We start from the raw sequence: 23,073 nt of genomic DNA on the forward strand, positions 1-23,073 counted from the left end.
AACGCCCCCGGAGACGAACCCATGCCTGACGTGACTCAGCTTGTGACCCTGCTCATCGGCGGTCAAAACCGGCCAGCCGCAAACGGTGCCATCTTCGAGCGCCGCAATCCAGTCAACGACGCGGTCGCCTCGCGTGCGGCGGCTGCCACGCTGGAAGATGCCGACGCCGCCGTGCAGGCTGCCGCCGGTGCATTCCCCGCGTGGGCAGCGCTACCGCCGGGTGAGCGCCGCAAGCGCCTGCTCAAGGCGGCCGACTTGATGGACCAGCACACCGAGGCATTCATCCGCGCGGGCGCCGCCGAAACCGGTGCCAGCCCCAACTGGATCGGCTTCAACGTCATGCTGGCGGCCAACATGCTGCGCGAAGCCGCCTCCATGACCACGCAGATCGACGGCAGCGTCATCCCGTCGGATGTGCCGGGCAACTTTGCGATGGCCGTGCGCCAGCCGTGCGGTGTGGTGCTCGGCATCGCGCCGTGGAATGCGCCGGTGATCCTGGGCACGCGTGCGCTTGCGATGCCGCTGGCATGCGGCAACACGGTCGTGCTCAAGGCATCGGAGATGTGTCCGGGCGTGCATCGGCTCATCGGCACCGTACTGCAGGAGGCCGGCCTGGGCGATGGCGTGGTCAACGTGATAAGCAACGCCCCGGCCGACGCCGCCCAGGTGGTGGAACGCCTGATCGCGCATCCGGCCGTGCGCCGCGTGAACTTCACGGGTTCGACGCATGTGGGGCGCATCATTGCGCAGCACGCGGCGCGGCACCTGAAGCCCGCGCTGCTGGAGCTGGGCGGCAAGGCGCCGGTGCTGGTGCTGGACGATGCCGACCTCGATGCCGCGGTGGAAGCAATTGCATTTGGCGCATTCTTCAACCAGGGGCAGATCTGCATGTCGACCGAACGCGTCATCGTCGATCGCAAGATTGCCGATGCCCTCGTCGACAAGCTGGCCGCCAAGGCACGCACGCTTCGCGCAGGTGACCCGACCGACGCCACCGCGCAACTGGGCGCGATGGTGAGCGTGGATGCGGCCCGGCGCGTGCAGGCGCTGGTGGAAGACGCCCGCGCGCACGGCGCTGCGCTGCCCGTCGGCTTGCACATGGATGGCGCCATCGTGCAGCCGGCCATCGTGGATGGCGTGACGCCTGCCATGCGGTTGTACAACGAGGAATCGTTCGGCCCCGTGGTGACGGTGGCGCGCGTGGATGGCGATGAAGAGGCAATCTGCCTGGCAAACGACAGCGAATACGGCTTGTCGGCCGCCGTGTTCAGCCGCAATGTGTCGCGCGCCATGCGGGTCGCGCAACGTATCGAATCGGGCATCTGCCATATCAACGGCCCCACCGTGCACGACGAGGCGCAGATGCCGTTTGGCGGCGTGAAGAGCAGCGGCTATGGCCGGTTTGGCGGCAAGGCGTCGATTGCGGAATTTACCGAGCTGCGCTGGATCACCTTGCAGAATACGCCGCGCCACTATCCGATTTAACCGATCTGAAGTTCGGCAGCCGCCCACCACAACCATAAAACGGACGGCGCATTCAGGAGACAAGACGTGAATCACGTCGAAATGCAGGCTCAAGGCCGGCAGGTTCAAACCGGGCATCACACGCCGCCCCCGGCAGGTGTGCCAAATCACCCATACAGGCAGGTTGCCGTCAGCGATGCGCCTGCGCGTTGCGAGATGGATGTGCGCGACCGCGGTGTCTGGCACGTGCGCAATACCGAGGCGCTTGCCGAGCATCCGCAACGCATGACCGATTGCCTCGTGGCGGGCGCTCAGCGCCATCCGGATCGTGTGCTGGCTGCACGCCGCGGGGCAGACGGCGCGTGGATCAAGCTGACGTATCGCGAGATGCTGGAGCGCGCACGCGCCATCGGCCAAGCGTTGCTGGATCGCGGTGTCTCCACCGAACGCCCGCTGGCGATCCTGTCCGGCAACGATCTTGAGCACTTGCAGCTGGCGCTGGGCGCCATGTGGGCGGGTGTGCCGTATGCGCCGGTGTCGCCGCCGTACGCATTGGTGTCGACGGATTTCGGCAAGCTGCGCCACGTGTTTGACGTGCTGACGCCGGGGCTTGTTTATGCAGCGGATGGCGCGGCCTTTGCCAACGCCATCAGCGCGGTGGTGCCGGCCGGCGTGGAGGTCATCACGCGCGACGGCGCATTGCCCGGGCGCAGCGCCACCGCCTTCGACACGCTGCTGCAGACGCCCGTGACGACGGCAGATGCCGCGCAGGCCGCAACCGGCCCCGATACGCTGGTCAAGGTGCTGTTCACCTCCGGCTCGACACGCGCACCGAAGGCCGTGCCGACCACGCACCGCATGCTGTGCAGCAACCAGCAGATGCTGCGCCAGACCATTCCCGAATTCGCCAAGGAGCCGCCGGTGCTGGTGGACTGGCTGCCCTGGAACCACACGTTCGGCGGCAGTCACAACGTCGGCATCGTGCTCTACAACGGCGGCACGCTTTACATCGATGACGGCCGGCCCGTGCCCGGCAAATTCGACGAGACCCTGCGCAACCTGCACGAGATCGCACCCACAGCGTATTTCAATGTGCCCAAGGGGTGGGAAGAACTCGCGCTGGCGCTGGAACGGGACCCGGCGTTGCGCGAGCGCTTTTTCTCGCGCGTGAAGCTCTACTTCTTTGGCGGTGCCGGGCTGTCGCAAGAGGCATGGGACCGGCTGGAGCGCGTGACCGGCCAGCACTGCGGCGAGCGCATCCGCATCATGGCCGGGCTGGGCATGACCGAGACCTCGCCGTGCTGCCTGTTTACGACCCGGCCAATCATGCGTTCGGGCTATGTCGGCACGCCGGCGCCGGGGTGCGAACTCAAGCTCGTGCCCGTGGGCGACAAGCTGGAGGCGCGCTTTCGCGGGCCGCACGTCATGCGTGGCTACTGGCGCCTCGGCGAAGAGCCTGCCGCGCCGGTCTTCGATGAAGACGGCTACTACTGCAGCGGCGACGCGCTGCGTTTCTACGATGCGGAGCACCCCGAGAAAGGCCTCGTCTTCGATGGCCGCATCGCGGAGGACTTCAAGCTCAGCTCCGGAACCTTCGTGAGCGTGGGGCCGTTGCGCGCCCGCGTAATCGCGTCGGGCGCGCCGTATGTGCAGGACGTGGTGATTGCCGGCATGAACCGTGACGACATCGGCTTGCTGGTGTTTCCGCAAGTGGAGCGATGCCGCAGCCTGTCTGGCCTGCCGCCCACCGCGGGCGTGGCCGAATTGTTGGATGCCCCCGCCGTGCGCGCCGCGTTTGCCGCGCTGCTGCACGAACTGAACGCCACGGCCACCGGCAGCGCCACGCGCGTGGCGCGACTGCTCTTGCTTGACGTGCCGCCATCGCTCGACCGCGGCGAGATCACCGACAAGGGCACGCTCAACCAGCGCGCCGTGCTGGCCCACCGTGCCGAGCAGGTCGACACGCTGTATCGCGATGGCGATCCCGCGGTGATTCGCGCGGGCTGATTCCAACGCAGCACTACGCCCAACCGGCAAAGACCGGTTCATCCACCCAGGAGGAGACTCATGAAGACCGTCATGTCACGGGGCATGGCGCTGGCCGCGCTCGCCCTCGCGCTGAGCTGCGCCGGCTGCAACGACGACAGCACAGGCGACACATCAACGTCGCAAGCATCGCAACTGCCCCAGCTCACGCCCGCCACCGGTTTGACGCTCGCCAGCGCGTGCGAGAGCTTTGCCGGCAAGCTGAGTTTTGCCAACACCAGCATCACTGCCATCTCCACCGTGGCGGCAGGCACGTTGAGCGTGGGCGGTAACGCCGTGCCCGAGCATTGCCTGATTACCGGAACCATGAACATGCGCGTGAGCCCGGTAGACGGCAAGACGTACGCCATTGGTTTTGAAATGCGCCTGCCCAAGGCGTGGAACGGTCGCTTCTATTACCAGGCCAACGGCGGGCTGGATGGCGCGGTGGCCACCGCGCTGGGCGCGTTGGGTGGCGGGCCCGTCAGCAGTGCGCTGGGCTCGGGGTTTGCCGTGATCAGTTCGGATGCGGGGCATAACGGCAGCCAGGTGCCGCTGTTCGGGCGCGACCCGCAGGCGCGCCTCGATTACGGCTATAACGCCGTCGCCACTCTCACGCCGATGGCCAAGTCGATGATCGCGCAGGTGTACGGCAAGACGCCGGACCGCAGCTACTTTGGCGGGTGCTCCAACGGCGGGCGCCACGCGATGGTGGCTGCCGCACGGTCGGCCAATGCGTATGACGGCATCGTGGCAGGCGACCCGGGCTTCCATCTGCCCAAGGCGGCCATCAACGAGGTGTACAGCGCCCAGCAACTGGCGACGGTGGCCACGGCCAACACCAGCGCCGGCTTTCCGGACATCACCACGTCCTTGAGCGCCACGGAGCGCGCCATGGTCGCCAGCCACGTGCTCGCCAAGTGCGACGCGTTGGATGGCACGACCGACGGCATGATCAACAACCTCAAGGCGTGCCAGACCGCCTTCAGCCTCGCCAACGATGTACCGACCTGCACTGGGGCACGCGACGGCACCTGCCTGACCGCCGCGCAGAAGACCGTGATGGCCAACCTGTTTGCCGGCGCGCGCAACAGTGCGGGGCAGGCGTTGTACTCGGGCTTTTCGTTTGACGCCGGCATCAGCGGCAGCAACTGGGCAGCCTGGAAGCAAGGCAACTCGATCCAGCTGGATCCCGCAGCCCTGGCGTTCGTGTTTACGACCACGCCGCAGCCGGCGTCCGCCATCACGTCGCTCACCGCGTATGGCCTGGCGTTCAACATGGACACCGACGCGCCGAAGATCTTCGCCACCGACGCCACGTACACCGAATCCGCCTGGTCGTTCATGACGCCGCCGGATGAAACCAACCTCGGCACGCTCAAGGGGCGCGGCGCCAAGCTGATGGTCTATCACGGCACGAGCGACCCGGTGTTCTCGTCCGACGACACGACGGACTGGTACCAGCGCCTGGCTGCAGCCAACGGCGGCGACGCCAGCAACTTCGCGCGCTTCTATCCGGTGCCCGGCATGAACCACTGCGCGGGCGGCCCCACCGCCGACCAGTTCGACATGCTCACGCCACTGGTGGCCTGGGTGGAACACGGCGTGGCGCCTGACAGCGTGGTCGCCACCGCGCGCGGCCCTGCCAACGCCGTGCCCAATGCCGAAGTGCCCAGCGACTGGAATGCCGCTGGCCACGACCGCACACGCCCCCTGTGTGCATACCCGAAGAACGCCCGCTATACGGGCACCGGCAACATCAACGACGCGTCGAGCTTCAGTTGCCAATGACGGCCGCCCAACATCCGGAAGGAGACGCCATGCAAACCACCACCACGACATTGACCCGGGAGAACGTTGGCCCTGGTGTCGCCATGACCCTCGGGCTGTGCTTCATCGTTGCACTGCTTGAAGGGCTCGATCTGCAATCCATCGGTGTGGCCGCGCCGCGCATGGCGCGCGAGTTCGGCCTGTCGGTCGGGCAGATGGGCCTGGCCTTCAGCGCCGGCACGTTCGGCCTGTTGCCGGGTGCCATGCTGGGCGGCCGCCTGGCCGACCGCATCGGCCGCAAGCGCGTGCTGATCCTGGCCACGGCGCTGTTTGGCATTTTTTCAATCGCCACCGCGCACGTGTGGGATTTCAACAGCCTGCTGATGATTCGCGTGGCCACCGGTATCGGCCTGGGCGCTGCCATGCCCAACCTGATCGCACTGTGTGCTGAAGCGGTACCCACGCGCCTGCGCAACACCGCCGTGAGTGTGATGTATTGCGGCATCCCGTTTGGCGGTGCCATTGCTGCGGTGGTCGGCATGTTGAGCGCGGGCGATTCCGGCTGGCGCCACATCTTCTACGTGGGCGGCTTTGGCCCGCTGGTGGTGGTGCCGTTGCTGCTGACGCTGCAGGAATCGCGCCGGTTCGACGGCGCACAGCGTGGCGCCATTCAGCCACCGCCCGTGTCGTGGGCACTGTTTGGCGAGCGTCGGACGGCCGCCACGCTATTCCTGTGGGTCAGCTATTTCTTCACGCTGATCGTGCTGTATTTCCTGCTCAACTGGCTGCCTTCGCTGATGGCCGCGCAGGGGCTGACCCGGCCGCAGGTGGGCATGGTGCAGATCCTGTTCAACATCGGTGGCGGTGCGGGTGCGCTGGGTATTGGCATGCTGATGGACGCGGCGCGCCCGCGCTGGGTGGTGTCGGGCATGTATGTCGGCATCATCGCGGCGCTGTCGTTGCTGGCGGCGGCGGGCGGCATGGCATCGATGTCGGCGGGAGCCTTCATGGCCGGGCTGTTTGTGATCGGCGCGCAGTCGGTGCTATACGCGCTCGCGGCGGCCTATTACCCGACCGTCGTTCGCGGCACCGGCGTGGGCGCGGCGGTGGCGGTGGGCCGGCTGGGCTCAATTGCGGGGCCGCTGCTGGCGGGCCAGTTGCTGGCGATGGGGCAGCACGCCACCACCATCATCGGCGCGAGCATCCCCGTCACCGTTGTTGCGGCGTTGGCGGCGTTGCTGCTGCTCAAGCGGCCGCGCGTGCAGGACTGACACAGCGGTTCTTCTTTCTCGCGCCGTCCGCCCGGACGGCGCCTTCCACGCATTCCAAACTGCCGGCCCGCCAGACATGGGGGGCGGGACCGGCTCGACCCTAGGAGGGGCCCCATATGCAAACCACCACCTTGCGTACGCACTGTCTCGCGCTGGCCGCGGCTACGTGCGCACTCGCCAGCGGCGCCGCCAACGCACAGAGCGTCACGCTTTACGGCCTGATTGATACGGGCATCGAATACGTCAGCCATGCCAACGCCAACGGCAATGGCCTCACACGCATCCCATCGGTGACGGGAACGTTGCCCTCGCGCTGGGGCCTGCGCGGCGCTGAAGACCTGGGCAACGGCATGAAGGCCGTGTTCACCCTGGAGAGTGGTTTCAACACCGACACCGGCACTTCCGGTCAGGGCGGTCGTCTCTTCGGCCGGCAGGCGTGGGTCGGGCTCGCAAGTGATTACGGCACCGTCACGCTGGGCCGGCAGTACAGCATGGTGTTTCTGTCGCTGGCCGATGCTGACATTCTCGGCCCCAGCCAGTACGCCATCGGGTCACAGGATGCCTACATTCCCAACGCCCGCACAGACAACACCATCGCCTACAAGGGCACCTTCAGCGGGCTGACAGTCGGCGCCACGTATTCGTTCGGCCGCGATGCGGCGGGCGGTGTGCCGGCGTCCGGCACCTGTGCGGGAGAGGTAGCGGGCAATGCATCGGCATGCCGCGCCATGTCGGCCATGGTGAAGTACGACGCCGCCACCTTTGGCGTGGCCGGCGCCTACGAAGAGCAACGCGGCGGCACGGGCGCCACCGCATCGTTCTTCAACGGCAGCGCGCCCATCGCGTTCACCGATGCGGGCGACAAGGACCGCCGCATCGTCGCCAACGGCTACGTGAAACTCGGCAACGCCAAGCTCGGCGTGGGCTGGATCGGTCGCCACGTGCAGGCCGTTGCCGGCGACGTCCGTTCCAACCTGTACTTCGTCAACGGCAGCTATCCGCTCACGGGTGCACTCACGCTTGATGCAGGCCTGATCCGCCTGGTCAACGCTGACCAGAGCCGTAGCGCTACGATGGCTGTGCTGCGCGGCGTCTATGCGTTGTCCAAGCGCACGGCGCTCTACGCGCAGACGGGCTATCTCTGGAACAGTGCCAACGCGCAGTATTCCGTCAGCGGCGGCGGTGGCGGCACCACGCCGGCCAAGGGCGTCAACCAGCTCGGCGCGATGGTGGGGATGCGGACGGCGTTTTGATGAGGTGGAAGGGGGGAGAGCCCCGTCACCCATTGACGATCTCCCCCCCATTCGGATGCAGCGTTTGCCCCGTCATATAGCTCGCATCGGCAGACGCGAGAAAGATGTAGCAGGGCGCCACTTCATCCGGCTGGCCGGCCCGGCCCAATGGCTCCTGGCTGCCAAACTTGGCGACGTGCTCGGCATCGAAGGTGGACGGGATCAACGGTGTCCAGATCGGTCCCGGTGCCACGGCGTTCACGAGGATGCCCTTGTCCGCCAACTGCTGCGCCAGTGAGCGCGTGAACGCCACGATCGCGCCCTTGGTGGCGGCGTAGTCCACCAGATGCCCGCTGCCGCGAAACGCCGTGACTGACGTCGTGGTGATGATTCGCGCGCCTTCATGCAGGTGCGGCAGCGCCGCGCGAATCAAATAGAACATCGCAAAGACGTTCGTGCGGAACGTGCGTTCCAGCTGCGCGGCATCGATGTCGGCCAGGCTCTGCTGTGGATGCTGTTCTGCTGCATTGCTGACCACGATGTCGATCTTGCCGAACATGGCCGCCGCCTGCGTGACCACCGCGCGGGCATGCGCTTCGTCGCCCAGGTCGCCAGCAATGGCTTCGCAGCGGCGGCCGGTCGCGCGTACGAGGCGGCAGGTCTGGTTGGCATCGTCGTGTTCATCGAGGTAGGCGATCAGCACGTCGGCGCCTTCCTTGGCGAAGCCGATGGCGACGGCGCGTCCGATGCCGCTGTCGCCGCCGGTGACGATGGCCACCTTGTCGGTCAGCTTGCCGCTGCCGACGTAATCCTCCATCTCTGCGCGGGGATGCGGCGTCATGTCGCCCTCGGTGCCGGGCTGGCGGTCCTGATGCTGGGGCGGTTGCTGTTGTGGCTGGTCGGGCATGGCGGGCTCGCTATGAAAGAGTGGATACACGGCTTTCAGCACGCGGCATGCCATTGCGCTCGAACGTGGCGTGGGGTGCACTCTCGTGTGCATGCCGTGCGGCACGCTGCTTGCTCTGCTGGTGGAACAGACTCCACATCGACGACGGGAGGCACCATGGACACGCTGCTGTTCCTGTTTGGCGAAGGCAAGGACCTCAACCCGCTGCAAACCGCGATGCGCGCGGTGGTTGTGTTCGCCATCGGGCTGGCGCTGGTGCGTCTGTCGGGCCGACGCTCGTTCGGGCAGCGTGCGCCGTTCGATTTCGTTGTCGCCGTGCTGCTCGGGGCGACGCTGAGTCGCGCGATTGTCGGGGCCTCGCCGTTTGTGGCCACGGTGTCGGCATCGCTCGCGCTGGTGGCCGTGCACCGCCTTCTTGGCTGGGCGTGCGTGCGGCTGCCGAAGCTGGACCGGCTCATCGCGGGCCGCGAGCGCGAGGTCTATCGCGAAGGGCGCTTCGACCAAGGCCAGATGGATGCGGCGCTCATCACCGTGGGCGACTTGCAAGAGAGCGTGCGCCAGACCTTGGGCTCGCGCACGCTCGATGATGTAGAGGCCGCCATCCTGGAACGCAACGGACAGGTCAGCCTGATCCGCAAACGCCGCTGATTTTGCACACCCGCACCCGCACACCGGAGCCAATCATGCGAGACAAGCAACAGAAGGAAAACCGAGACGCCGAACAACGCAAGGCTGATTGGGGACAGGCCGAATCGCACCGCAAGCCCGGCGACCGGCCGGCCATTGCGGAAGTGGGCCGCACCGGCAGCACGGCACCCAAGCCGCAAAGCCGGCACGACACGCTGCGCCAGGGCGAGGTGCCACCTGGCATCACACGCGACAAGCTGCACGACCCGGGCGACCAGACCACCGACGCGCCGCCCACAGACAATCGCAGCTGAGCGCAACGTGCCGGCCGCAGACGACGCCCCGTGGTACCGCCGGTTGGGGCCCGGCCTGATCACCGGCGCGGCTGATGACGATCCGAGCGGGATCGCTACCTATGCGCAGGCCGGCGCGCAGATGGGTACCGGCATGCTGTGGACGCTGTTGCTGACCCTGCCCCTGATGATTTCCATCCAGCTCGTCAGTGCCCGCTTGGGGCGCGTGTCCGGCCAGGGCGTGGTCGCCAACATCCGGCGGCATCAGTCGCCGTGGCTCGCCTATGCATTTGTGGCACTGGTGACGCTTGCCAACATCATCAACGTGGGGGCTGACATTGCGGCCATGGGCGACAGCGTGCGCCTGCTTCTGGGTGGTTCGACAGCGTGGTATGCCTGCCTGTTTGCCATCTTCACGCTCGCGCTGCAGGTCTGGATGCCGTACCGCCGCTATGCGCGCTATCTGCAGTGGACGGCGCTGTCACTGCTGGCATATGTGGCCACGGCGTTTGTCGTGAAGGTGGACTGGGCGCACGCGCTGCACGACACCGTGGTGCCCCGGCTGCATTGGTCGAAAGACTATGCAATGACGCTGGTGGCGGTGTTCGGCACCACCATCAGCCCCTATCTGTTTGTGTGGCAGGCCGCGGGCGAAGTCGAAGAGACGCGGCTGGCCGAAGACGAAGCGCCGCTCAAGAAAGCGCCTTGGCAGGCGAAGGATCAGCTTGCACGCATCCGTATCGACACCACGGTCGGGATGGTGGTATCGGCGCTGATCGCCTTTTGCATCATGCTGACGGCCGCTTACGCACTGCACACGCACGGCGTCACGCAAATCGAGACCTGCGCCCAGGCCGCCGAAGCGCTCAAGCCCGTGGCTGGCCCATTTGCGCAGGCATTGTTTGCCGTGGGCGTGATCGGCACGGGGCTGCTGGCGGTGCCGGTGCTGGCGGGCTCTGCCGCCTATGCCGCTGCTGAAGCCTTCCAGTGGCACAGCAGCCTGGAGGCCAAGGTGCACCGCGCGCCCAAGTTCTATCTGTTCCTGGCGCTTGTGATGGCGGTGGCCACGGTGATGGTGTTCCTGCCCATCGAGCCGTTCAAGCTGCTGTACTGGGCAGCCGTGCTCAATGGCGTGGCGGCCACGCCCGTCATGGTGATGCTGCAACTGATGTCGCGCCGCAAGTCCGTGATGGGGCCGTTCCCCAGCTCACGGCTGCTGCATGGCACCGCCTGGGTGGCGACCCTGTGCATGTGCGCCAGCACGTTGCTGTTCTTCGTACTGGCTGTGCGCGGTTCGTAAAAGGGGCAGGCACCGGGGTTGCGTGTCTAGGGCGAAACCGCGCAACAGGTGCGATGTCCTGTTCACCAACCAGGGGTCAATCATGAAAGCTGTTGTATTCCACGGCATCGGGGGCATTCGTCTGGAAGACGTGCCCGAACCGACACTGCGCGAGCCAACCGACGCCATCTGCGGTACGGATCTGCACTTCGTGCGCGGCACATACCGCGCCTTCCACGCGCGCCAGCCCGGGTGGTTGAAGGTCAAGCTGGACCCACAAGCCACTGACGGCGCTCGCACGCCCCGCGCCTCACGGGCATGAGCCGGGAGCTGCACGATCGCGTCGCCCGCCTTGGGCCGGTGCTGGTGATCTCGCCGCACTTTGACGATGCGATCTTCTCGTGCGGCGCCCTGCTGGCTGCGCATCACGGCAGTCGCACCGTCACCGTGTTCGGCGGCGCACCTGCCACACCCGTGTCGACGGTGTGGGATCGCGACGCGGGCTTTGCCGATTCCAACGAAGCGGTGGCCGCGCGCCGGCAGGAAGATGCACAGGCGCACGCGCAGGTGAGCGCCACCGTTCACCATCTCGGCTTTTGCGACAGCCAGTACGGGCAGACGCCTGCCGTGACGGAGCTGGAGCGCGCGCTACACCGGTTGGTGCAGACGCGCTCGGCACAGGCGGTGTTTGTGCCGCTGGGGCTGTTCCATAGCGATCACGTGCTTGTGCACGAAGCGGCCCTGATGCTGATGCACAAGCTGCCGGAGCGCCTCTGGATCGGGTATGAAGATGCGCTGTACCGGCGCGGGCGTGGCGTCGTGCAGGAGCGCATCGTTGCGTTGGCGGCCCAGGGCATCGTTGCCACGCCCGTGTCGCCCACCACGGCGGCCGATGGCCGCCAGAAGCGCCGCGCCGTCGCCTGTTACGCCAGTCAGTTGCGCGCCTTTGGGCCGGGTGGTGTGGAAGATCTGCACCAGCCTGAACGCTTCTGGCAGCTGGAACCCAAGCAAGGAGAATCCGATCATGCAACCCCTGGATGACGCCCGCAAGGCGCAAGTACCGTGTTCCATCGTCGTGCTGACGTATAACCGGGCGGCCACTGTGCTGGAGACGCTGGAGAAGTTGGCCGCCCTGGATGAACCCTGGCCCATCGTGGCGGTCGACAACGGCTCGACCGACGGCACCGCTGACAAGATCGCCACCCGCTTTCCCGAGGTTGCGCTCGTGCGTTTGCCGCGCAACTACGGCGCAGCCGGCCGCAACTTTGGCGTGGCCACCGTCGATACGCCGTACGTTGCCTTTTGCGATGACGACACCGCATGGCTGCCCGGCTCGGTGGCGCGCGCGGTGGATGTGCTGCAGCGGTATCCGTCGGTAGGCGTGGTGGCGGCGCATGTCGTGGTCGGCCCCACGCGCCGCGACGACACCGCGTGCGAACCCATGGCCGCCAGCACACTGCCCGCCGACGGCCTGCCGGGCCCCGCGCTGCTCGGCTTCATGGCCGGGGCGTGCGTGGCGCGTACGCGCGCATTTACCGAGGCAGGCGGCTACCGGCGCGACCTCTTTATCGGCGGAGAAGAAAGCGTGCTCGCGCTCGACCTGGTCGACACCGGCTGGCGCATCGTCTACTGCCGGGAGGTGGTCACGCACCACAACCCATCGCCGGTGCGTGACGTGATGCAGCGGCGCGCGCTGCTGACGCGCAACGAATTGCTGAGCGCCTGGCTGCGGTTGCCGCTGGACCTCGCGTGGCGGGTTACCGGCCGGGCGATACGTGCGATGGCCGAACAAGGTGTGCTCGCAGAAGCGTTGCCCGCTGCGCTGGTACGCCTGCCACGTACCTTGTTGCGCAGACATGCCGTTCAGCCCTCCACTGTCGCGCTGTGGCGGCAGATGGACGCAGACCGCCAGCGCCGCCGCGCCATCCCCACGCTGTCGGTTGGCTAACGCAGGGGGGCGGCGCAGAAGGTCAGGCCAGCACGGGCATCGGCGCGAGGAAGAACTGCTGTCGGAAATACTCCACCGTGCGCGCCAGTCCCACCTCCAGCGCGGTGTGGGGCTCCCAGCCGAGCGCCTCGCGCGCCAGCGCGATGTCAGGGCAGCGCTGCGTGGGGTCGTCTTGCGGTAACGGGTGGAACACCAGTTCCGAGGTCGAGCGTGTGCACGCAACGATCTGCTGCGCTATGTCGAGCATGCTCATTTCAACGGGGTTTCCCAGGTTGACCGGCCCTGCAAATTCCGCTGGCGTGTTCATCAATCGCACGAGTGCGTCGATCAGATCATCCACGTAACAGAAGGCCCGCGTCTGGCGGCCATCGCCATAGAGCGTGATGGGCTCGCCGGCCAGCGCCTGCATGATGAAGTTGGAGATCACGCGCCCGTCGTTCGGGTGCATGCGCGGGCCGTAGGTGTTGAAGATGCGCGCCACCTTGACGTCGAGGCCATGCTGGCGGCGGTAATCCATGAACAGTGTCTCGGCGCAACGCTTGCCTTCGTCGTAGCACGAGCGCACGCCGATGGGGTTGACGTTGCCCCAGTAGCGCTCGGTTTGCGGATGTTCATGGGGGTCGCCATACACCTCGCTGGTTGACGCTTGCAGGATGCGCGCGCCCACGCGCTTGGCCAGTCCCAGCATGTTGATCGCGCCGTGCACGCTGGTCTTGGTGGTCTGCACGGGGTCGTGCTGGTAGTGGATGGGGGATGCCGGGCAGGCGAGGTTGTAGATGTCGTCCACCTCCACATACAGCGGGAAGGTCACGTCATGGCGCAGCACCTCGAAGCGCGGGTGCCCCAGCAGGTGGGCGATGTTGCGCTTGGTGCCGGTGTAGAAGTTGTCGACGCACAGCACGTCATGCCCGTCGCGCAGCAGGCGGTCGCACAGGTGCGAGCCGAGAAAGCCCGCGCCGCCCGTGACCAGCACGCGGCGTTGATCGCGCCAATTTTGGTGCGGTTGAGGGTGGCCGGGGTGATGTGCGTCGCCGTGGTGTCTCATGCCGCCTCCCTTCTGTTTTCCATGACGGTGGCAAACGCGTTCAGCCAATCGGCGACAAAGCGGTCGATGCCAAAACGTGTGCGCGCCGTCTCGCGTGCGGCGTCGCCCCAGCGGCGGGCAAGCGCCGGGTCGCGCAGCAGCGTCTGCATGACACCGGCCAGCGCATCGGGGCTGGTATCGACATAGCCGTTGTGGCCGTTGCGGATGACGGTGCTCATTTCGGTGGTCGCCAGACCAATGATCGGCATACCGATGGTCATGGCTTCCACCACAGCCAAGCCCAGGCTGGTATAGCGGATCGGGTTGAAGAAGAAGCGATAGCGCGCGCAGAAGGCGGGCAGGTCGAGATTGCCCACCTCGCCGATGCCGCCTGCCGCATCGGCGCCCATGCCGACCAAGTCGAGCGGCACACGCTGACGCAGCGACAGGAACACGTCTGCGCCGAGCCGCCGCCCGCGCTTGTGCAGATGGTTGACGACGACAATGCCGCGCTCCAGTTCGCCGCTGTAGCGCGCCGGCACGGGCAGGTGCACACCATGTTCAATCACGCGTGTGGGCGTAATGCCGCTGTCCCACATCAGCGCGTTGAACGGGGTCACGTGCACCAGCAGCACATTGGGGTCTTGCACCCAGTGTCGCGTGTTGGTGGGGTGTTCCTGCGGGGGATCGTGCTCAAGGTAGATCGTCGGCAGCGCGCGCTGGGCGGCGCTGAGCACAGTCAGGCGATCGTCTTCCCATTGGGCGCGCGATTGATACAGCACCGCATCGAAGTGTTGCCCGGCAACGGCGTCGAACGGCACCTCGTGCACGTTGTCACCCCAGGGCAGCGCGCCAACCTTGCCCGCATAACCGGGCGGCACCCGCCCAGCCGCATCGGGCGGCCGCGTAACAAGATAGAAGTCGTGCGGCACCTGCGACAGGTAATACAGGTAGTTGCCGTGCACGTGCCACGTCAGGATGCGCAGGCGTTGTCGCGTCGGGTGGTTCATGAAGTCGAGTTCTCGATCGTGTGCGATGCGGTCTGGGTGTCGGCCGGCTGCGGCGCGTGCGACGCGCGCAGGTGCACATCGGGGTCGAACAGCGCGGCATAGGCGGCGTCCAGCACCTGGTGCACGGTCACATCGCGTGCGCATTCATGGCCCGTGGGGCATGTCCAGTGCATGCAAGGCCGGCAGGGCGGGTGCGCCGCCAGCACGCGATGCAGCGTGCGGTCTGCCGGCGCCCAGCGATCCACGTCGCTGCCGCAGGCGATGACAAGGCTGGGCGCGCGCACCGCCGCCGCCACGTGCGAGACGCCGGTGTCGTTGCAGATCAGCAGGCGTGCCAGCCGCAGCAGCGCCGCCAGCCCGCCCAGCGAGGTCTGCCCCACCACCGAAGCCGCGCGCTGGCGCATGTGGCTGCGGACCTCTTCAACGAGCGCCGCCTCCGCTGGCGCGCCTGTCATCACCACATGAAAACCACTGACGGTGAGCGTATCGGCCACCGCGGCAAAGCGCTCGGGCCACCAGCGCCGTGTGGGCATGCGGGCACCGGCGTGCAGGCAGACAAGGCGGTCGCGGTCCAGCGCGTGGTGGCGCAGCAGAGCGAGGGCTTCGGCATAGTCTTCGCGCCCGAGCGGAAAATCGGGCGTGGCGGGCACCGTCGGCGCGCCCAGGTGGATGAGCAGGGCCAGCAGGCGTTGCGCCTCGGGCAACTGCGTCGGCCATGGAAGCAGCGCTGCATTGGTCTGCCGTGCAATCACGCCATTAGGCTGAAACCCGAATACATGGTGCGCGCCAAACTGGCGGACTACTTCCGTCGATTGCGGCCCGCTCCCGTGTAACTGGATGGCGACGTCAAAGCAGCGGGAGCGCATCCCGGCATAGAACGCATGCGTGGCATCCCCATCGGCGGGCCCGGCTTCCGGAAAGCCGTCGCCGCCGGGGAATGCGACAAAGTCGTCTAGCAGATCGGCATAGCGCTCTTGGAACTGACGCGCCCATGGCAGCCCGACGAGGGTGATATGTGCCTGTGGCGCGGCGGCCCGCAACGCGTGCAAGGCAGGTACGGCGCACAGCATGTCGCCCAGTTGCAGGGCGCGAAAGACGGCAATGCGGCGTGCGCCGCGCAGGAGTTCAGCAGCGGACGTCATAGGAACCAGACCCGGAAATGCCACGCGCCGCGCAGGCGCCAGTACAGCGCGAGCGGCGGAATGGCGATGGATGTCCAAAACATTTCAAGCACATGCCGCACCGTGTGCGCGGTGCCGTGAAGCCGCATGGCGGTAAAGCGCACCGTGAGCGCCAGCCAGACCATGGCAGCTGCACCGGCCACCCAAGGGCGATGGGCTGCCAGCGCAGCGAACGCAATCACCACAGCGGCGCCCATGGCGTAGTAGTGCCATGGCGGCACCGGGCGGATGCGTGTGCGGTAGCGCTGCGGGTGCTTCTTGTAGAGCAGCGCGTCGTAAAACACTTTGCGCTGCTGCGACACGCTCACGCCCCATGGCGCCGGCCGCACCGGGTGGTGCATCAATGCACGCGGTGCCTGCACGATGCGCCCCCCCGCATCCAGGATGCGGAACTGCAGATCGGAATCTTCACGCCATGCCAGCCGGAAGCGCTCGTCAAAGCCGCCGATGCGCGCCAGCATCGCGCGCCGCACGAAGCAGTTGGCGGTGACGAACTCCGCCCGGGTCAGGCCGCTGGCGTCGCGTTCGTAGTCGGTGGGGCGTGTGGGCAACGGCATGCGCACAGCACCGGTCGCGGCATCGGGCGGGGTGCCGCCGCCAGCACTGGCAGCGTCTTCGGGCGTGGTCATGGTGCGCCAGCCTTCGGCCAGCCAGGTGGGTGCGGGGATCGTGTCGTCGTCGGTGAAGGCGATGATGTCGCCTGTGGCGGCCTGCCAGCCGCGGTTGCGGGCTGCCGCCGGGCCTTGCGTCTCACGCACCGGCACGTAACGCACGCGCCAACCGGGGGCCGCTGCAGCAAAGCCGTCCACGACCGCACGGGTGGCGTCGTCGGGGCCATCGTCAGCCACCACCAGCTCCAGCCGGCGCGCGTCGAACGTTTGCGCCAGCAGGCCGTCGAGGCAGCGTTGCAGCATCTGCGGCCGTCGCCATGTGGCAATCACGACTGACATCGCCGGTGCCCCTTGCGTCGGGGTCAGCAATGACACGTCGAACGGCATTGGCTGGTTCATGCGACCCCCGCCAGGCCGGGAACGCGCCGCAGCCCATCGACATTGCGCACGGCGCCGTCTTCCTGGGTCTGCGATTGCTCCGGGCGCACGGCCGTCTTGCGCAGCAGGAACGGCCCGATCACCAGCGCATCGAGCGGCGATGTCCAGAACGATTCCACCGCATCGCGCGGGCTGCAGACCATGGGCTCGCCGCGCGTATTGAACGACGTGTTGACCAGGATCGGCACGCCGGTGCGCCGCTCGAACGCCGCCAGCAGGTCGTAGTACAGCGGATGCTGGCGCCGGTTGACGGTCTGCACGCGCGCGGTGCCGTCGACGTGGCGCACGGCCGGGATCTGCGTGGCGCGGTCTTCCCGCACGTCGAAGATGAACAGCATGAACGGCGCAGATTGCGCACCGACAAACCAGTCGGCAGCGCGTTCTTCCATGACCACCGGGGCGACGGGGCGGAAGTCCTCGCGGTCCTTGATCTCGTTCAGGCGTGCCTGCATGTCGGCAGGGATGGGCGAAGCCAGGATGGAGCGCGCACCCAACGCACGCGGGCCGAACTCCATGCGCCCCTGGAACCAGCCGATCACTTGCCCTTGCGCCAACAACTCGGCGGTCTGCTCGGCAATGTTGTCCAGGCGCTCGAATGGCAGCTTCGACCACGTAAGGAATTGCTCGATTTCTTCATCGGCATACGACGGGCCGAGATAGGCGTGGTCCATCTTCCACAGGCGCTGTTTGTTGCCGCGTGTCTGGTAATCCGTCCACAGCGCTGCGCCAAGCGACGTGCCTGCATCGCCTGCGGCCGGTTGCACCCAGACGTTCTCAAATGGACCACGGTCGCGTATGCGCGCGTTCATCACGCAGTTCAGCGCCACGCCGCCTGCCATGGCCAGATTGCGGGCGCCCGTGGCCTGATGCAGCCACTGGCTCATCGTCAGCACGGTCTCTTCCAGCACCTGCTGGAGTGAGCGGGCAATGTCAAAGTGGCGCACTTCCATTGGGCCGCCCCGTTGGCGCGGCGGGCCGAAGCGTTCTTCCAGGCGCAGCGGTGCCACGGTGTAGCGGCCGTCGGTCTCGACCCGCACCATCTCGTGGAATGCGTCGACATAGCGCGGCTCTCCGTATGAGGCCAGCGCCATCACCTTGTACTCGTCGGACGAGCGCAGAAAGCCCAGATAGTCCGTCACCTCTTCATAGAGCAGACCGAGCGAATGTGGCAGATCCACTTGCTGCAGGCGCGTGTATTCGCCGTCGCGGAAGAGGCCGTAGGAAGTCGTCGCACGTTCGCCGCGGCCGTCCATGGTGAGTACGGCACAGTCTTCGAACGGTGCCGCCAGGAACGCACTGGCCTCGTGCGCAAGGTGATGTTCGACAAACGACCAGCGGAACGGCCCGGTGTGCTTCACGTTGGCGAAGCGCGCCTGCAGATGATGCGGCGCGCCGTCGGCCAGTTGGCGCGGGGCGTTCAATACGTAGGAGAGAAACAGCGGGTCCCACGGCGCGGCGCCCGGTGGCAGATCCATCTGGGCAGAAGGCTGCAGCGGCAGGGCGATATGGGTTTGCGCCTGCAGGTCGGTCAGCAGGGCAGGGTCCAGCGAATACGCGACCTGATCCACACGCGCGAGGTCGATGCCGGCTTCGGCCAGGCAGTAATCGATGGCGTGATACGGCAACTGCCAGGTGGAAAACGGCACCGGCCGCTTGGCGTGCTTGACGTGCGTGAAACGTTCGTCTTCAGCGGCGGCAATCACCACACCGTCACGCACCAGCGTAGCGGAAGAATCGTGATACGCCGCGTTGATGCCGAGGGTGTAGAGCGGTTTGGCTTCCATGCGGGGGCTCCGTCAATCGATTCAGTCAGTACAGGTCACGCGCAACGCTCAGGCGACCGGCGTTGGCGCATTCGATACAGGCAACGCAGGCACGGCGGAAACAGGCCATAAACGCTGCGCCACGCGCGACGACTGCCATAGCGGGTGCGCGGCGGCGACCACTTCCTCTTCCGTCACGCCGGTCAGGCACGCCTGATGGCCGAGCGGACACACGCTGCGATAGCAATAGCGGCACGGCACCTGATGCGAGAGCACCGCGTGCGGCACAGCCCATGGCGTGTGCTGCGGATTGGTCAGCGCGTACAGGTCGACCACCGGCGTTTGCGTGGCTGCAGCCAGATGCACGGGCCCGCTGTTGTTGGACACCAGCAGCGCTGCGCCTTCAATGAGCGCAGCCAGTTCGCCGAGCGTGAGGGCACCTGCCAGGTTCAGCACGCGCTGCCCGGCAATCAGCCCCGGCAGGCACACCTGCTGCACCAGTTCCGCTTCGGCGGGTGCGCCGGTCACCAGCACCGGGCAGTCATAGCGGTTCGCCAGCGTGGAGGCGACATGCGCAAAGCGATCGGGCGGATAGCGCCGCGACGCTGCGGTCGCACCCGGATGCAGGACGATCCACGGAGCGCCCGCGCTGATGCCCCGCTCGGCCAACTTGGCGCGCACGGCATCGCGGTCCGCCTGGCGTACGTTGAAGCGCAGCCGATGCGGCAGATGCGCGGCCACATCCGTCACGTGCTGCACGAGATCCAGCTGGCGGCGCACCTCGTGGCGCACGTCACCGGGCGCGGTGGCGGCAATGCGCGCATCGGGGTCGGCAATCCAGTCGGTCAGCAGCGCGTACGGGTTCTCGCGGCAATGCGCGAGGCGCAGCGGAATGCCGGCCAGAAAGCACAGCATGGCGGCCGGCAACGGATTCTGCGTGTGCACGGTAAAGATGACCGCCGCGTCGAATGCGCCCTCGCGCAGGGTGTCGACCAGCGCGCGTGTCTGCTCGACATCGGCCACGCTGGCGTGCTTGGCCCACGGCACATTGCAGACGATCACGTCGTCGATGTCGGACAGGTGCGGCGCCGCCGTGGCGCCCGAGTGCGATGTCAGCAACGTGAGATGGCGGCTGGCACGGCGGGTCTGCCTGTCGGCCTTGAGCGCGTGGAAGGCCGGCGTAGTCATGACCACGTCGCCCAGGTTGTCAGGCCGTACGCACAGGATGCGGCTCGCGTTGGCCCACACGGCACGGCGCTCGGGAATGCCCGCTGCGATCATGCAACCGCCCTCAGGTGGTGTGCGCGCGGCGCATGCCGTGGCCGCTGGGCAATGACGATGGCGGCCGCCTCGTCAAAGCGCCCGACGATGTAATCCGGCACGCGCAGCCGCCCCGGCTGCCACAGCGTTTCGTTGCCGTTGGCGATCAGAATGGTCTGGCAGCCCGCGCGCCGGCCGGCTTCCACATCGTTGAGGATGTCGCCGATCATCCAGGAGCCTTCCAGCGCAAGGCCGTGTGCCTCAGCGGCCTGACGCAACAACCCGTCGCCCGGTTTGCGGCAGGCGCAGTGGGTGCTGCCATCGGCTGCCGGTGCGTGCGGGCAGAAATAGAAGCCGCCCAGCGTGGCGCCGTGCAACGCAAACAATTCGCCCAGCCGCTTTGCCACCCCTTCCAGCGCAGGCTCGGGAAAGAGTCCCAGCGCCACACCGGGCTGGTTGCTCACCACGATCAGCGGCAAGCCGGTGGCGCCCAGCATCCGCAGGCCTTCGCCCGCGCCGGGTGCCAACGCAATGCGTGCCGGATCGACGTTGTAGGGAACGTCTTCAAGCAGCGTGCCGTCCTTGTCGAGAAAGATGGCGGGGCGCGATCGCAGCCGCAACGGCGCACGCATCAGGGCCATGACGTCTCCCGCATCGGCAGCACCATCACTTCCGGGATCACCGTCTCGGGCGGCTGCAGCAGCACGAAGCGCACGGCGGCGGCCACGTTGGCCGGATCCTGCAGATTGCTTACATCGATATCGGGAAAGCGATCGAGCAGGAACGGCGTGCGCATGCCGCCGGCAATCACGGCAGAGACCTTGATGCCATGCGGACGCAGCTCGGCATGCAGCGCATGCGACAGGCCCAGCAGCCCCCATTTGGTGGCGTGGTAGACCGACGCATTCGGCCACGCACGGCGCGAGGCGGTTGACGCGATGTTGACGATGGCGCCGCTCGCGCGCTTGCGCATCAGCACGCTGGCGTGCTTGGCCAGCAGGAACGGGCCGCGCAGGTTGGTGCGCACCACGCGGTCCCAGTCTTCGACGTTCAGTTCATCAATGGGCAGCGTGATATCGATGGCCGCGTTGTTGATCACGGCATCCACGCGGCCAAAGCGGTCGACCACTTCATCGAGTGCGCCGCGCACGGCGGCTTCATCGCCCACGTCCAACGCAATGGCGTGCGACTGGCTGCCCTCGGCGATCAGTTCAGCGGCGGTCCGGTCGGCGGTGCCGGCATCGTGGTCGGTGGCGACCACCGTCGCCCCTTCGGCGGACAGCACGCGGCTGATGGCGGCGCCCAGCCCGCGCCCCGCGCCGGTCACGATGATGACCTTGTCGCGTAGCGTGGGCGTGGTGTTGGGGTTCGAGTTCAAATCGGTCTGGGTCATGGCGGCGTGAAGAGATGGAAGAGATGGGATGGAAAGGTGGGAAGAAAGCGGTCAAGCCGCGAGCCCCGCCAGCGCGGCGGCGTTGGCGCTGGGCGTGGCGTCGGTCATGCGGCCCATGGCGCGTGCGTGGGAGTCGATGGCTTTGAAGTAGGCGCGCTCAAGCTGCCCGGCCACGCCCAGCCACGTGTAGAGCATGCGGGCGCGCACCAGCCCGGCCTGCCCCAGCTCGTGGCACAGATCCGGTTGCTGCATCAGTTGCAGCAGGCGTGCGGCGAGTGCTTGCGGGTCCTTGGGCGGAACGAGAAAGCCGGTGCGCTCGTGCCGCACGGTCGAGCGGATGCCGCCGACGTCTGCACCAATGACCGCGCGCCCGCACGCCATGGCCTCCACCGGCGTGATGCCGAATGGCTCGTACCACGGTGTGCTCACAAACACATCGCAGGCGCTGTACCACGCGCGCAGATCGGCACGGCCGCGTTTGCCGACAAAGGTGGTCTGCGCGCTCACCCCAGCGCTCTCGGCAATGGCTTGCAGGCGGCCGAGTTCAGGCGTGGCGGCCACGTCCGGTGCAACGGTGTTGCCGCCCACCACGTACAGGCGCACGCGCTTGCGGGCATCGGGCGGTAGCTTGCCGATGGCCTCGATGACGTTGTCCACGCCCTTGCGCGCCACCATGCGACCCAGTTGCAGCACGACGAACGCATCGGCCGGCACGCCCAGGCGGCGTCGCGCTTCGGCGCGGTCGATGGGCGCAAATTCCCCGGCGTCAAAGCCGCACGGCACGACATCGATCTGCTCGGGCCGTGCGCGGTAGAGCGTTTCCAGATCGGCCTGATCCTGCGGGCATTCGGCAATGACGCGATCGGCGCGTTGCACCAGCGTCTCTTCAATCGCGAAGCGTGCATCGGGAAAGCCATCGGCGCTGCCCTGGTGCAACCGGCGCACGCGGCCCAGCGCGTGGAACGTCATCACCAGCGGCAGGTGCAACCGCGTGGACGCCGCCAGCGATGCCAGGCCCGACATGAAGAAGTTGGCGTGGATGACGTTGTAGACGTCGCCGCTGGCCTGGGCGCGGGCGCAGTGGTTCAGCAAGTGCCGGCCAAAGGCGTGCATGTGCGGCAGCAGCGCTTCCTTGGGCAGCACAGCAGCCGGCCCGGCTGGTACGTGGATGACACGGCATCCACTATCGAACGGCACCACCTCCGGATCCCACGGGCGCTCACGGCGCGTGAAGACATCGACACGATGGCCCAGCCGTGCGAGCTGGCGCGCGACATGGCGCACGTAGACGTTTTGTCCGCCGCAATCGACACCGCCCAAGTCGGCGAGTGGCGATGCGTGTTCACTGACCATGGCGATGCGCATGTCGTTTCTCCTCTTATCGTCGCGGCCTGTGGTGATCAAGTGTTGGAAGCCACGTGCGAAATCCCTCAGCAGCCGGCGTGCCACGGCGCGCAACCTTGTGCTGCGGGGTATTCCGGCGCTGCGCGCGGAGCGAATGTGGGGAAGCGTCTCTCGCTTGTCCGGACAAGCGTTTGCGGCAGGTTGATGCGGACATGGCGTGTGGCACGTACGCG

At 67.0% G+C, this 23,073-nt stretch carries 20 protein-coding genes and 1 pseudogene; 11 read left to right on the forward strand and 10 right to left on the reverse strand.

Annotated elements, in window-relative coordinates; genetic code table 11:
• Positions 1-21 precede the first annotated feature (21 nt).
• The 5 genes from BM136_RS05485 to BM136_RS05505 all read left to right on the forward strand — a co-directional run bounded on the left by BM136_RS05485 (position 22) and on the right by BM136_RS05505 (position 7,783).
• Positions 22-1,485, forward strand: coding sequence for an aldehyde dehydrogenase (locus BM136_RS05485; protein WP_092970908.1), 1,464 nt, complete (start codon positions 22-24; stop codon positions 1,483-1,485).
• A gap of 81 nt (positions 1,486-1,566) precedes the next feature.
• Positions 1,567-3,471 carry a feruloyl-CoA synthase gene (locus tag BM136_RS05490; protein WP_092970909.1) on the forward strand — a complete coding sequence of 635 codons (1,905 nt, stop codon included), beginning with the start codon at positions 1,567-1,569 and terminating at the stop codon, positions 3,469-3,471.
• Positions 3,472-3,531: 60 nt separating this feature from the next.
• Positions 3,532-5,280, forward strand: a complete 1,749-nt coding sequence (locus BM136_RS05495) for a tannase/feruloyl esterase family alpha/beta hydrolase (protein WP_092970910.1) — start codon at positions 3,532-3,534, stop codon at positions 5,278-5,280.
• A gap of 29 nt (positions 5,281-5,309) precedes the next feature.
• The gene (gene mhpT, locus BM136_RS05500) at positions 5,310-6,530 is read left to right on the forward strand and encodes a 3-(3-hydroxy-phenyl)propionate transporter MhpT (protein ID WP_092970911.1); all 1,221 of its coding nucleotides are present in this window, start codon (positions 5,310-5,312) and stop codon (positions 6,528-6,530) included.
• Positions 6,531-6,646: 116 nt separating this feature from the next.
• On the forward strand, positions 6,647-7,783 hold the full coding sequence (locus BM136_RS05505; RefSeq protein WP_092970912.1) for a porin: 1,137 nt from the start codon (positions 6,647-6,649) through the stop codon (positions 7,781-7,783).
• A gap of 25 nt (positions 7,784-7,808) precedes the next feature.
• Here the strand turns inward: BM136_RS05505 and BM136_RS05510 are convergent, their stop codons facing one another.
• Complete coding sequence (locus BM136_RS05510) at positions 7,809-8,669, reverse strand: SDR family oxidoreductase (RefSeq protein WP_092971332.1); 861 nt, start codon at positions 8,667-8,669, stop codon at positions 7,809-7,811.
• Between the two features lie 156 nt (positions 8,670-8,825).
• Here BM136_RS05510 and BM136_RS05515 point away from each other — a divergent pair, with 156 nt between their 5' ends.
• The 6 genes and pseudogenes from BM136_RS05515 (at position 8,826) to BM136_RS05540 (ending at position 12,816) form a co-directional block, all read left to right on the forward strand.
• On the forward strand, positions 8,826-9,317 hold the full coding sequence (locus BM136_RS05515) for a DUF421 domain-containing protein (protein ID WP_092970913.1): 492 nt from the start codon (positions 8,826-8,828) through the stop codon (positions 9,315-9,317).
• 35 nt (positions 9,318-9,352) lie between these two features.
• The gene (locus BM136_RS05520) at positions 9,353-9,610 is read left to right on the forward strand and encodes a hypothetical protein (protein ID WP_092970914.1); all 258 of its coding nucleotides are present in this window, start codon (positions 9,353-9,355) and stop codon (positions 9,608-9,610) included.
• Between the two features lie 7 nt (positions 9,611-9,617).
• The gene (locus BM136_RS05525; RefSeq protein WP_092970915.1) at positions 9,618-10,889 is read left to right on the forward strand and encodes an Nramp family divalent metal transporter; all 1,272 of its coding nucleotides are present in this window, start codon (positions 9,618-9,620) and stop codon (positions 10,887-10,889) included.
• 82 nt (positions 10,890-10,971) lie between these two features.
• A pseudogene (locus BM136_RS25575) lies at positions 10,972-11,091 on the forward strand (glutathione-dependent formaldehyde dehydrogenase); the annotation flags it as partial.
• Positions 11,092-11,186: 95 nt separating this feature from the next.
• Entirely contained in the window at positions 11,187-11,909 is a 723-nt protein-coding gene (locus tag BM136_RS05535) for a PIG-L deacetylase family protein (RefSeq protein ID WP_092970917.1), read from the forward strand.
• Positions 11,893-12,816 carry a glycosyltransferase family 2 protein gene (locus BM136_RS05540; RefSeq protein WP_092970918.1) on the forward strand — a complete coding sequence of 308 codons (924 nt, stop codon included), beginning with the start codon at positions 11,893-11,895 and terminating at the stop codon, positions 12,814-12,816. The genes BM136_RS05535 and BM136_RS05540 overlap by 17 nt, the downstream gene beginning before the upstream one ends.
• A 22-nt stretch (positions 12,817-12,838) precedes the next feature.
• Here BM136_RS05540 and BM136_RS05545 read toward each other — a convergent pair whose 3' ends face one another.
• Genes BM136_RS05545 through BM136_RS05585 form a run of 9 tightly spaced genes read right to left on the reverse strand, consistent with a single transcriptional unit; the run spans position 12,839 to position 22,861 of the window.
• Entirely contained in the window at positions 12,839-13,861 is a 1,023-nt protein-coding gene (locus BM136_RS05545) for a UDP-glucuronic acid decarboxylase family protein (RefSeq protein ID WP_175537083.1), read from the reverse strand.
• Positions 13,858-14,850, reverse strand: coding sequence for a glycosyltransferase (locus BM136_RS05550; RefSeq protein WP_092970919.1), 993 nt, complete (start codon positions 14,848-14,850; stop codon positions 13,858-13,860). Before BM136_RS05550 ends, BM136_RS05545 begins: the two co-directional genes overlap by 4 nt.
• Positions 14,847-15,992: a glycosyltransferase family 9 protein gene (locus tag BM136_RS05555; protein ID WP_092970920.1), complete on the reverse strand. Its 1,146-nt coding sequence runs from the start codon at positions 15,990-15,992 to the stop codon at positions 14,847-14,849. Before BM136_RS05555 ends, BM136_RS05550 begins: the two co-directional genes overlap by 4 nt.
• Positions 15,989-17,041, reverse strand: a complete 1,053-nt coding sequence (locus tag BM136_RS05560; RefSeq protein ID WP_092970921.1) for a glycosyltransferase family 2 protein — start codon at positions 17,039-17,041, stop codon at positions 15,989-15,991. Before BM136_RS05560 ends, BM136_RS05555 begins: the two co-directional genes overlap by 4 nt.
• Entirely contained in the window at positions 17,038-18,864 is a 1,827-nt protein-coding gene (locus BM136_RS05565) for a carbamoyltransferase family protein (protein ID WP_092970922.1), read from the reverse strand. The genes BM136_RS05560 and BM136_RS05565 overlap by 4 nt, the downstream gene beginning before the upstream one ends.
• A gap of 48 nt (positions 18,865-18,912) precedes the next feature.
• Positions 18,913-20,124: a lipopolysaccharide heptosyltransferase II gene (gene waaF / locus BM136_RS05570; protein WP_092970923.1), complete on the reverse strand. Its 1,212-nt coding sequence runs from the start codon at positions 20,122-20,124 to the stop codon at positions 18,913-18,915.
• On the reverse strand, positions 20,121-20,744 hold the full coding sequence (locus tag BM136_RS05575; protein WP_092970924.1) for a D-glycero-alpha-D-manno-heptose-1,7-bisphosphate 7-phosphatase: 624 nt from the start codon (positions 20,742-20,744) through the stop codon (positions 20,121-20,123). Before BM136_RS05575 ends, waaF begins: the two co-directional genes overlap by 4 nt.
• Positions 20,735-21,496 carry an SDR family oxidoreductase gene (locus BM136_RS05580; RefSeq protein ID WP_092970925.1) on the reverse strand — a complete coding sequence of 254 codons (762 nt, stop codon included), beginning with the start codon at positions 21,494-21,496 and terminating at the stop codon, positions 20,735-20,737. The genes BM136_RS05575 and BM136_RS05580 overlap by 10 nt, the downstream gene beginning before the upstream one ends.
• Positions 21,497-21,547: 51 nt before the next feature.
• Positions 21,548-22,861 (reverse strand): glycosyltransferase family 4 protein, encoded by a 1,314-nt coding sequence (locus tag BM136_RS05585; protein WP_092970926.1) that lies wholly within the window; start codon positions 22,859-22,861, stop codon positions 21,548-21,550.
• Positions 22,862-23,073: the final 212 nt, after the last annotated feature.

Origin of the sequence: Ralstonia sp. NFACC01 (genome assembly GCF_900115545.1) — a bacterium.
Classification (GTDB): domain Bacteria; phylum Pseudomonadota; class Gammaproteobacteria; order Burkholderiales; family Burkholderiaceae; genus Ralstonia; species Ralstonia mojiangensis.

Excerpts from the sequence above, each read along its gene's own strand:
- BM136_RS05505 (WP_092970912.1), top strand. The coding sequence starts at position 6,647 with ATGCAAACCACCACCTTGCGTACGCACTGTCTCGCGCTGGCCGCGGCT.
- BM136_RS05580 (WP_092970925.1), bottom strand. The coding sequence starts at position 21,496 with ATGACCCAGACCGATTTGAACTCGAACCCCAACACCACGCCCACGCTA.
- mhpT (WP_092970911.1), top strand. The coding sequence starts at position 5,310 with ATGCAAACCACCACCACGACATTGACCCGGGAGAACGTTGGCCCTGGT.
- BM136_RS05535 (WP_092970917.1), top strand. The coding sequence starts at position 11,187 with ATGAGCCGGGAGCTGCACGATCGCGTCGCCCGCCTTGGGCCGGTGCTG.
- waaF (WP_092970923.1), bottom strand. The coding sequence starts at position 20,124 with ATGATCGCAGCGGGCATTCCCGAGCGCCGTGCCGTGTGGGCCAACGCG.
- BM136_RS05510 (WP_092971332.1), bottom strand. The coding sequence starts at position 8,669 with ATGCCCGACCAGCCACAACAGCAACCGCCCCAGCATCAGGACCGCCAG.
- BM136_RS05585 (WP_092970926.1), bottom strand. The coding sequence starts at position 22,861 with ATGCGCATCGCCATGGTCAGTGAACACGCATCGCCACTCGCCGACTTG.
- BM136_RS05540 (WP_092970918.1), top strand. The coding sequence starts at position 11,893 with ATGCAACCCCTGGATGACGCCCGCAAGGCGCAAGTACCGTGTTCCATC.
- BM136_RS05575 (WP_092970924.1), bottom strand. The coding sequence starts at position 20,744 with ATGGCCCTGATGCGTGCGCCGTTGCGGCTGCGATCGCGCCCCGCCATC.
- BM136_RS05550 (WP_092970919.1), bottom strand. The coding sequence starts at position 14,850 with ATGAACCACCCGACGCGACAACGCCTGCGCATCCTGACGTGGCACGTG.
- BM136_RS05485 (WP_092970908.1), top strand. The coding sequence starts at position 22 with ATGCCTGACGTGACTCAGCTTGTGACCCTGCTCATCGGCGGTCAAAAC.
- BM136_RS05565 (WP_092970922.1), bottom strand. The coding sequence starts at position 18,864 with ATGGAAGCCAAACCGCTCTACACCCTCGGCATCAACGCGGCGTATCAC.
- BM136_RS05545 (WP_175537083.1), bottom strand. The coding sequence starts at position 13,861 with ATGAGACACCACGGCGACGCACATCACCCCGGCCACCCTCAACCGCAC.
- BM136_RS05555 (WP_092970920.1), bottom strand. The coding sequence starts at position 15,992 with ATGACGTCCGCTGCTGAACTCCTGCGCGGCGCACGCCGCATTGCCGTC.
- BM136_RS05490 (WP_092970909.1), top strand. The coding sequence starts at position 1,567 with ATGCAGGCTCAAGGCCGGCAGGTTCAAACCGGGCATCACACGCCGCCC.
- BM136_RS05515 (WP_092970913.1), top strand. The coding sequence starts at position 8,826 with ATGGACACGCTGCTGTTCCTGTTTGGCGAAGGCAAGGACCTCAACCCG.
- BM136_RS05560 (WP_092970921.1), bottom strand. The coding sequence starts at position 17,041 with ATGAACCAGCCAATGCCGTTCGACGTGTCATTGCTGACCCCGACGCAA.
- BM136_RS05520 (WP_092970914.1), top strand. The coding sequence starts at position 9,353 with ATGCGAGACAAGCAACAGAAGGAAAACCGAGACGCCGAACAACGCAAG.
- BM136_RS05495 (WP_092970910.1), top strand. The coding sequence starts at position 3,532 with ATGAAGACCGTCATGTCACGGGGCATGGCGCTGGCCGCGCTCGCCCTC.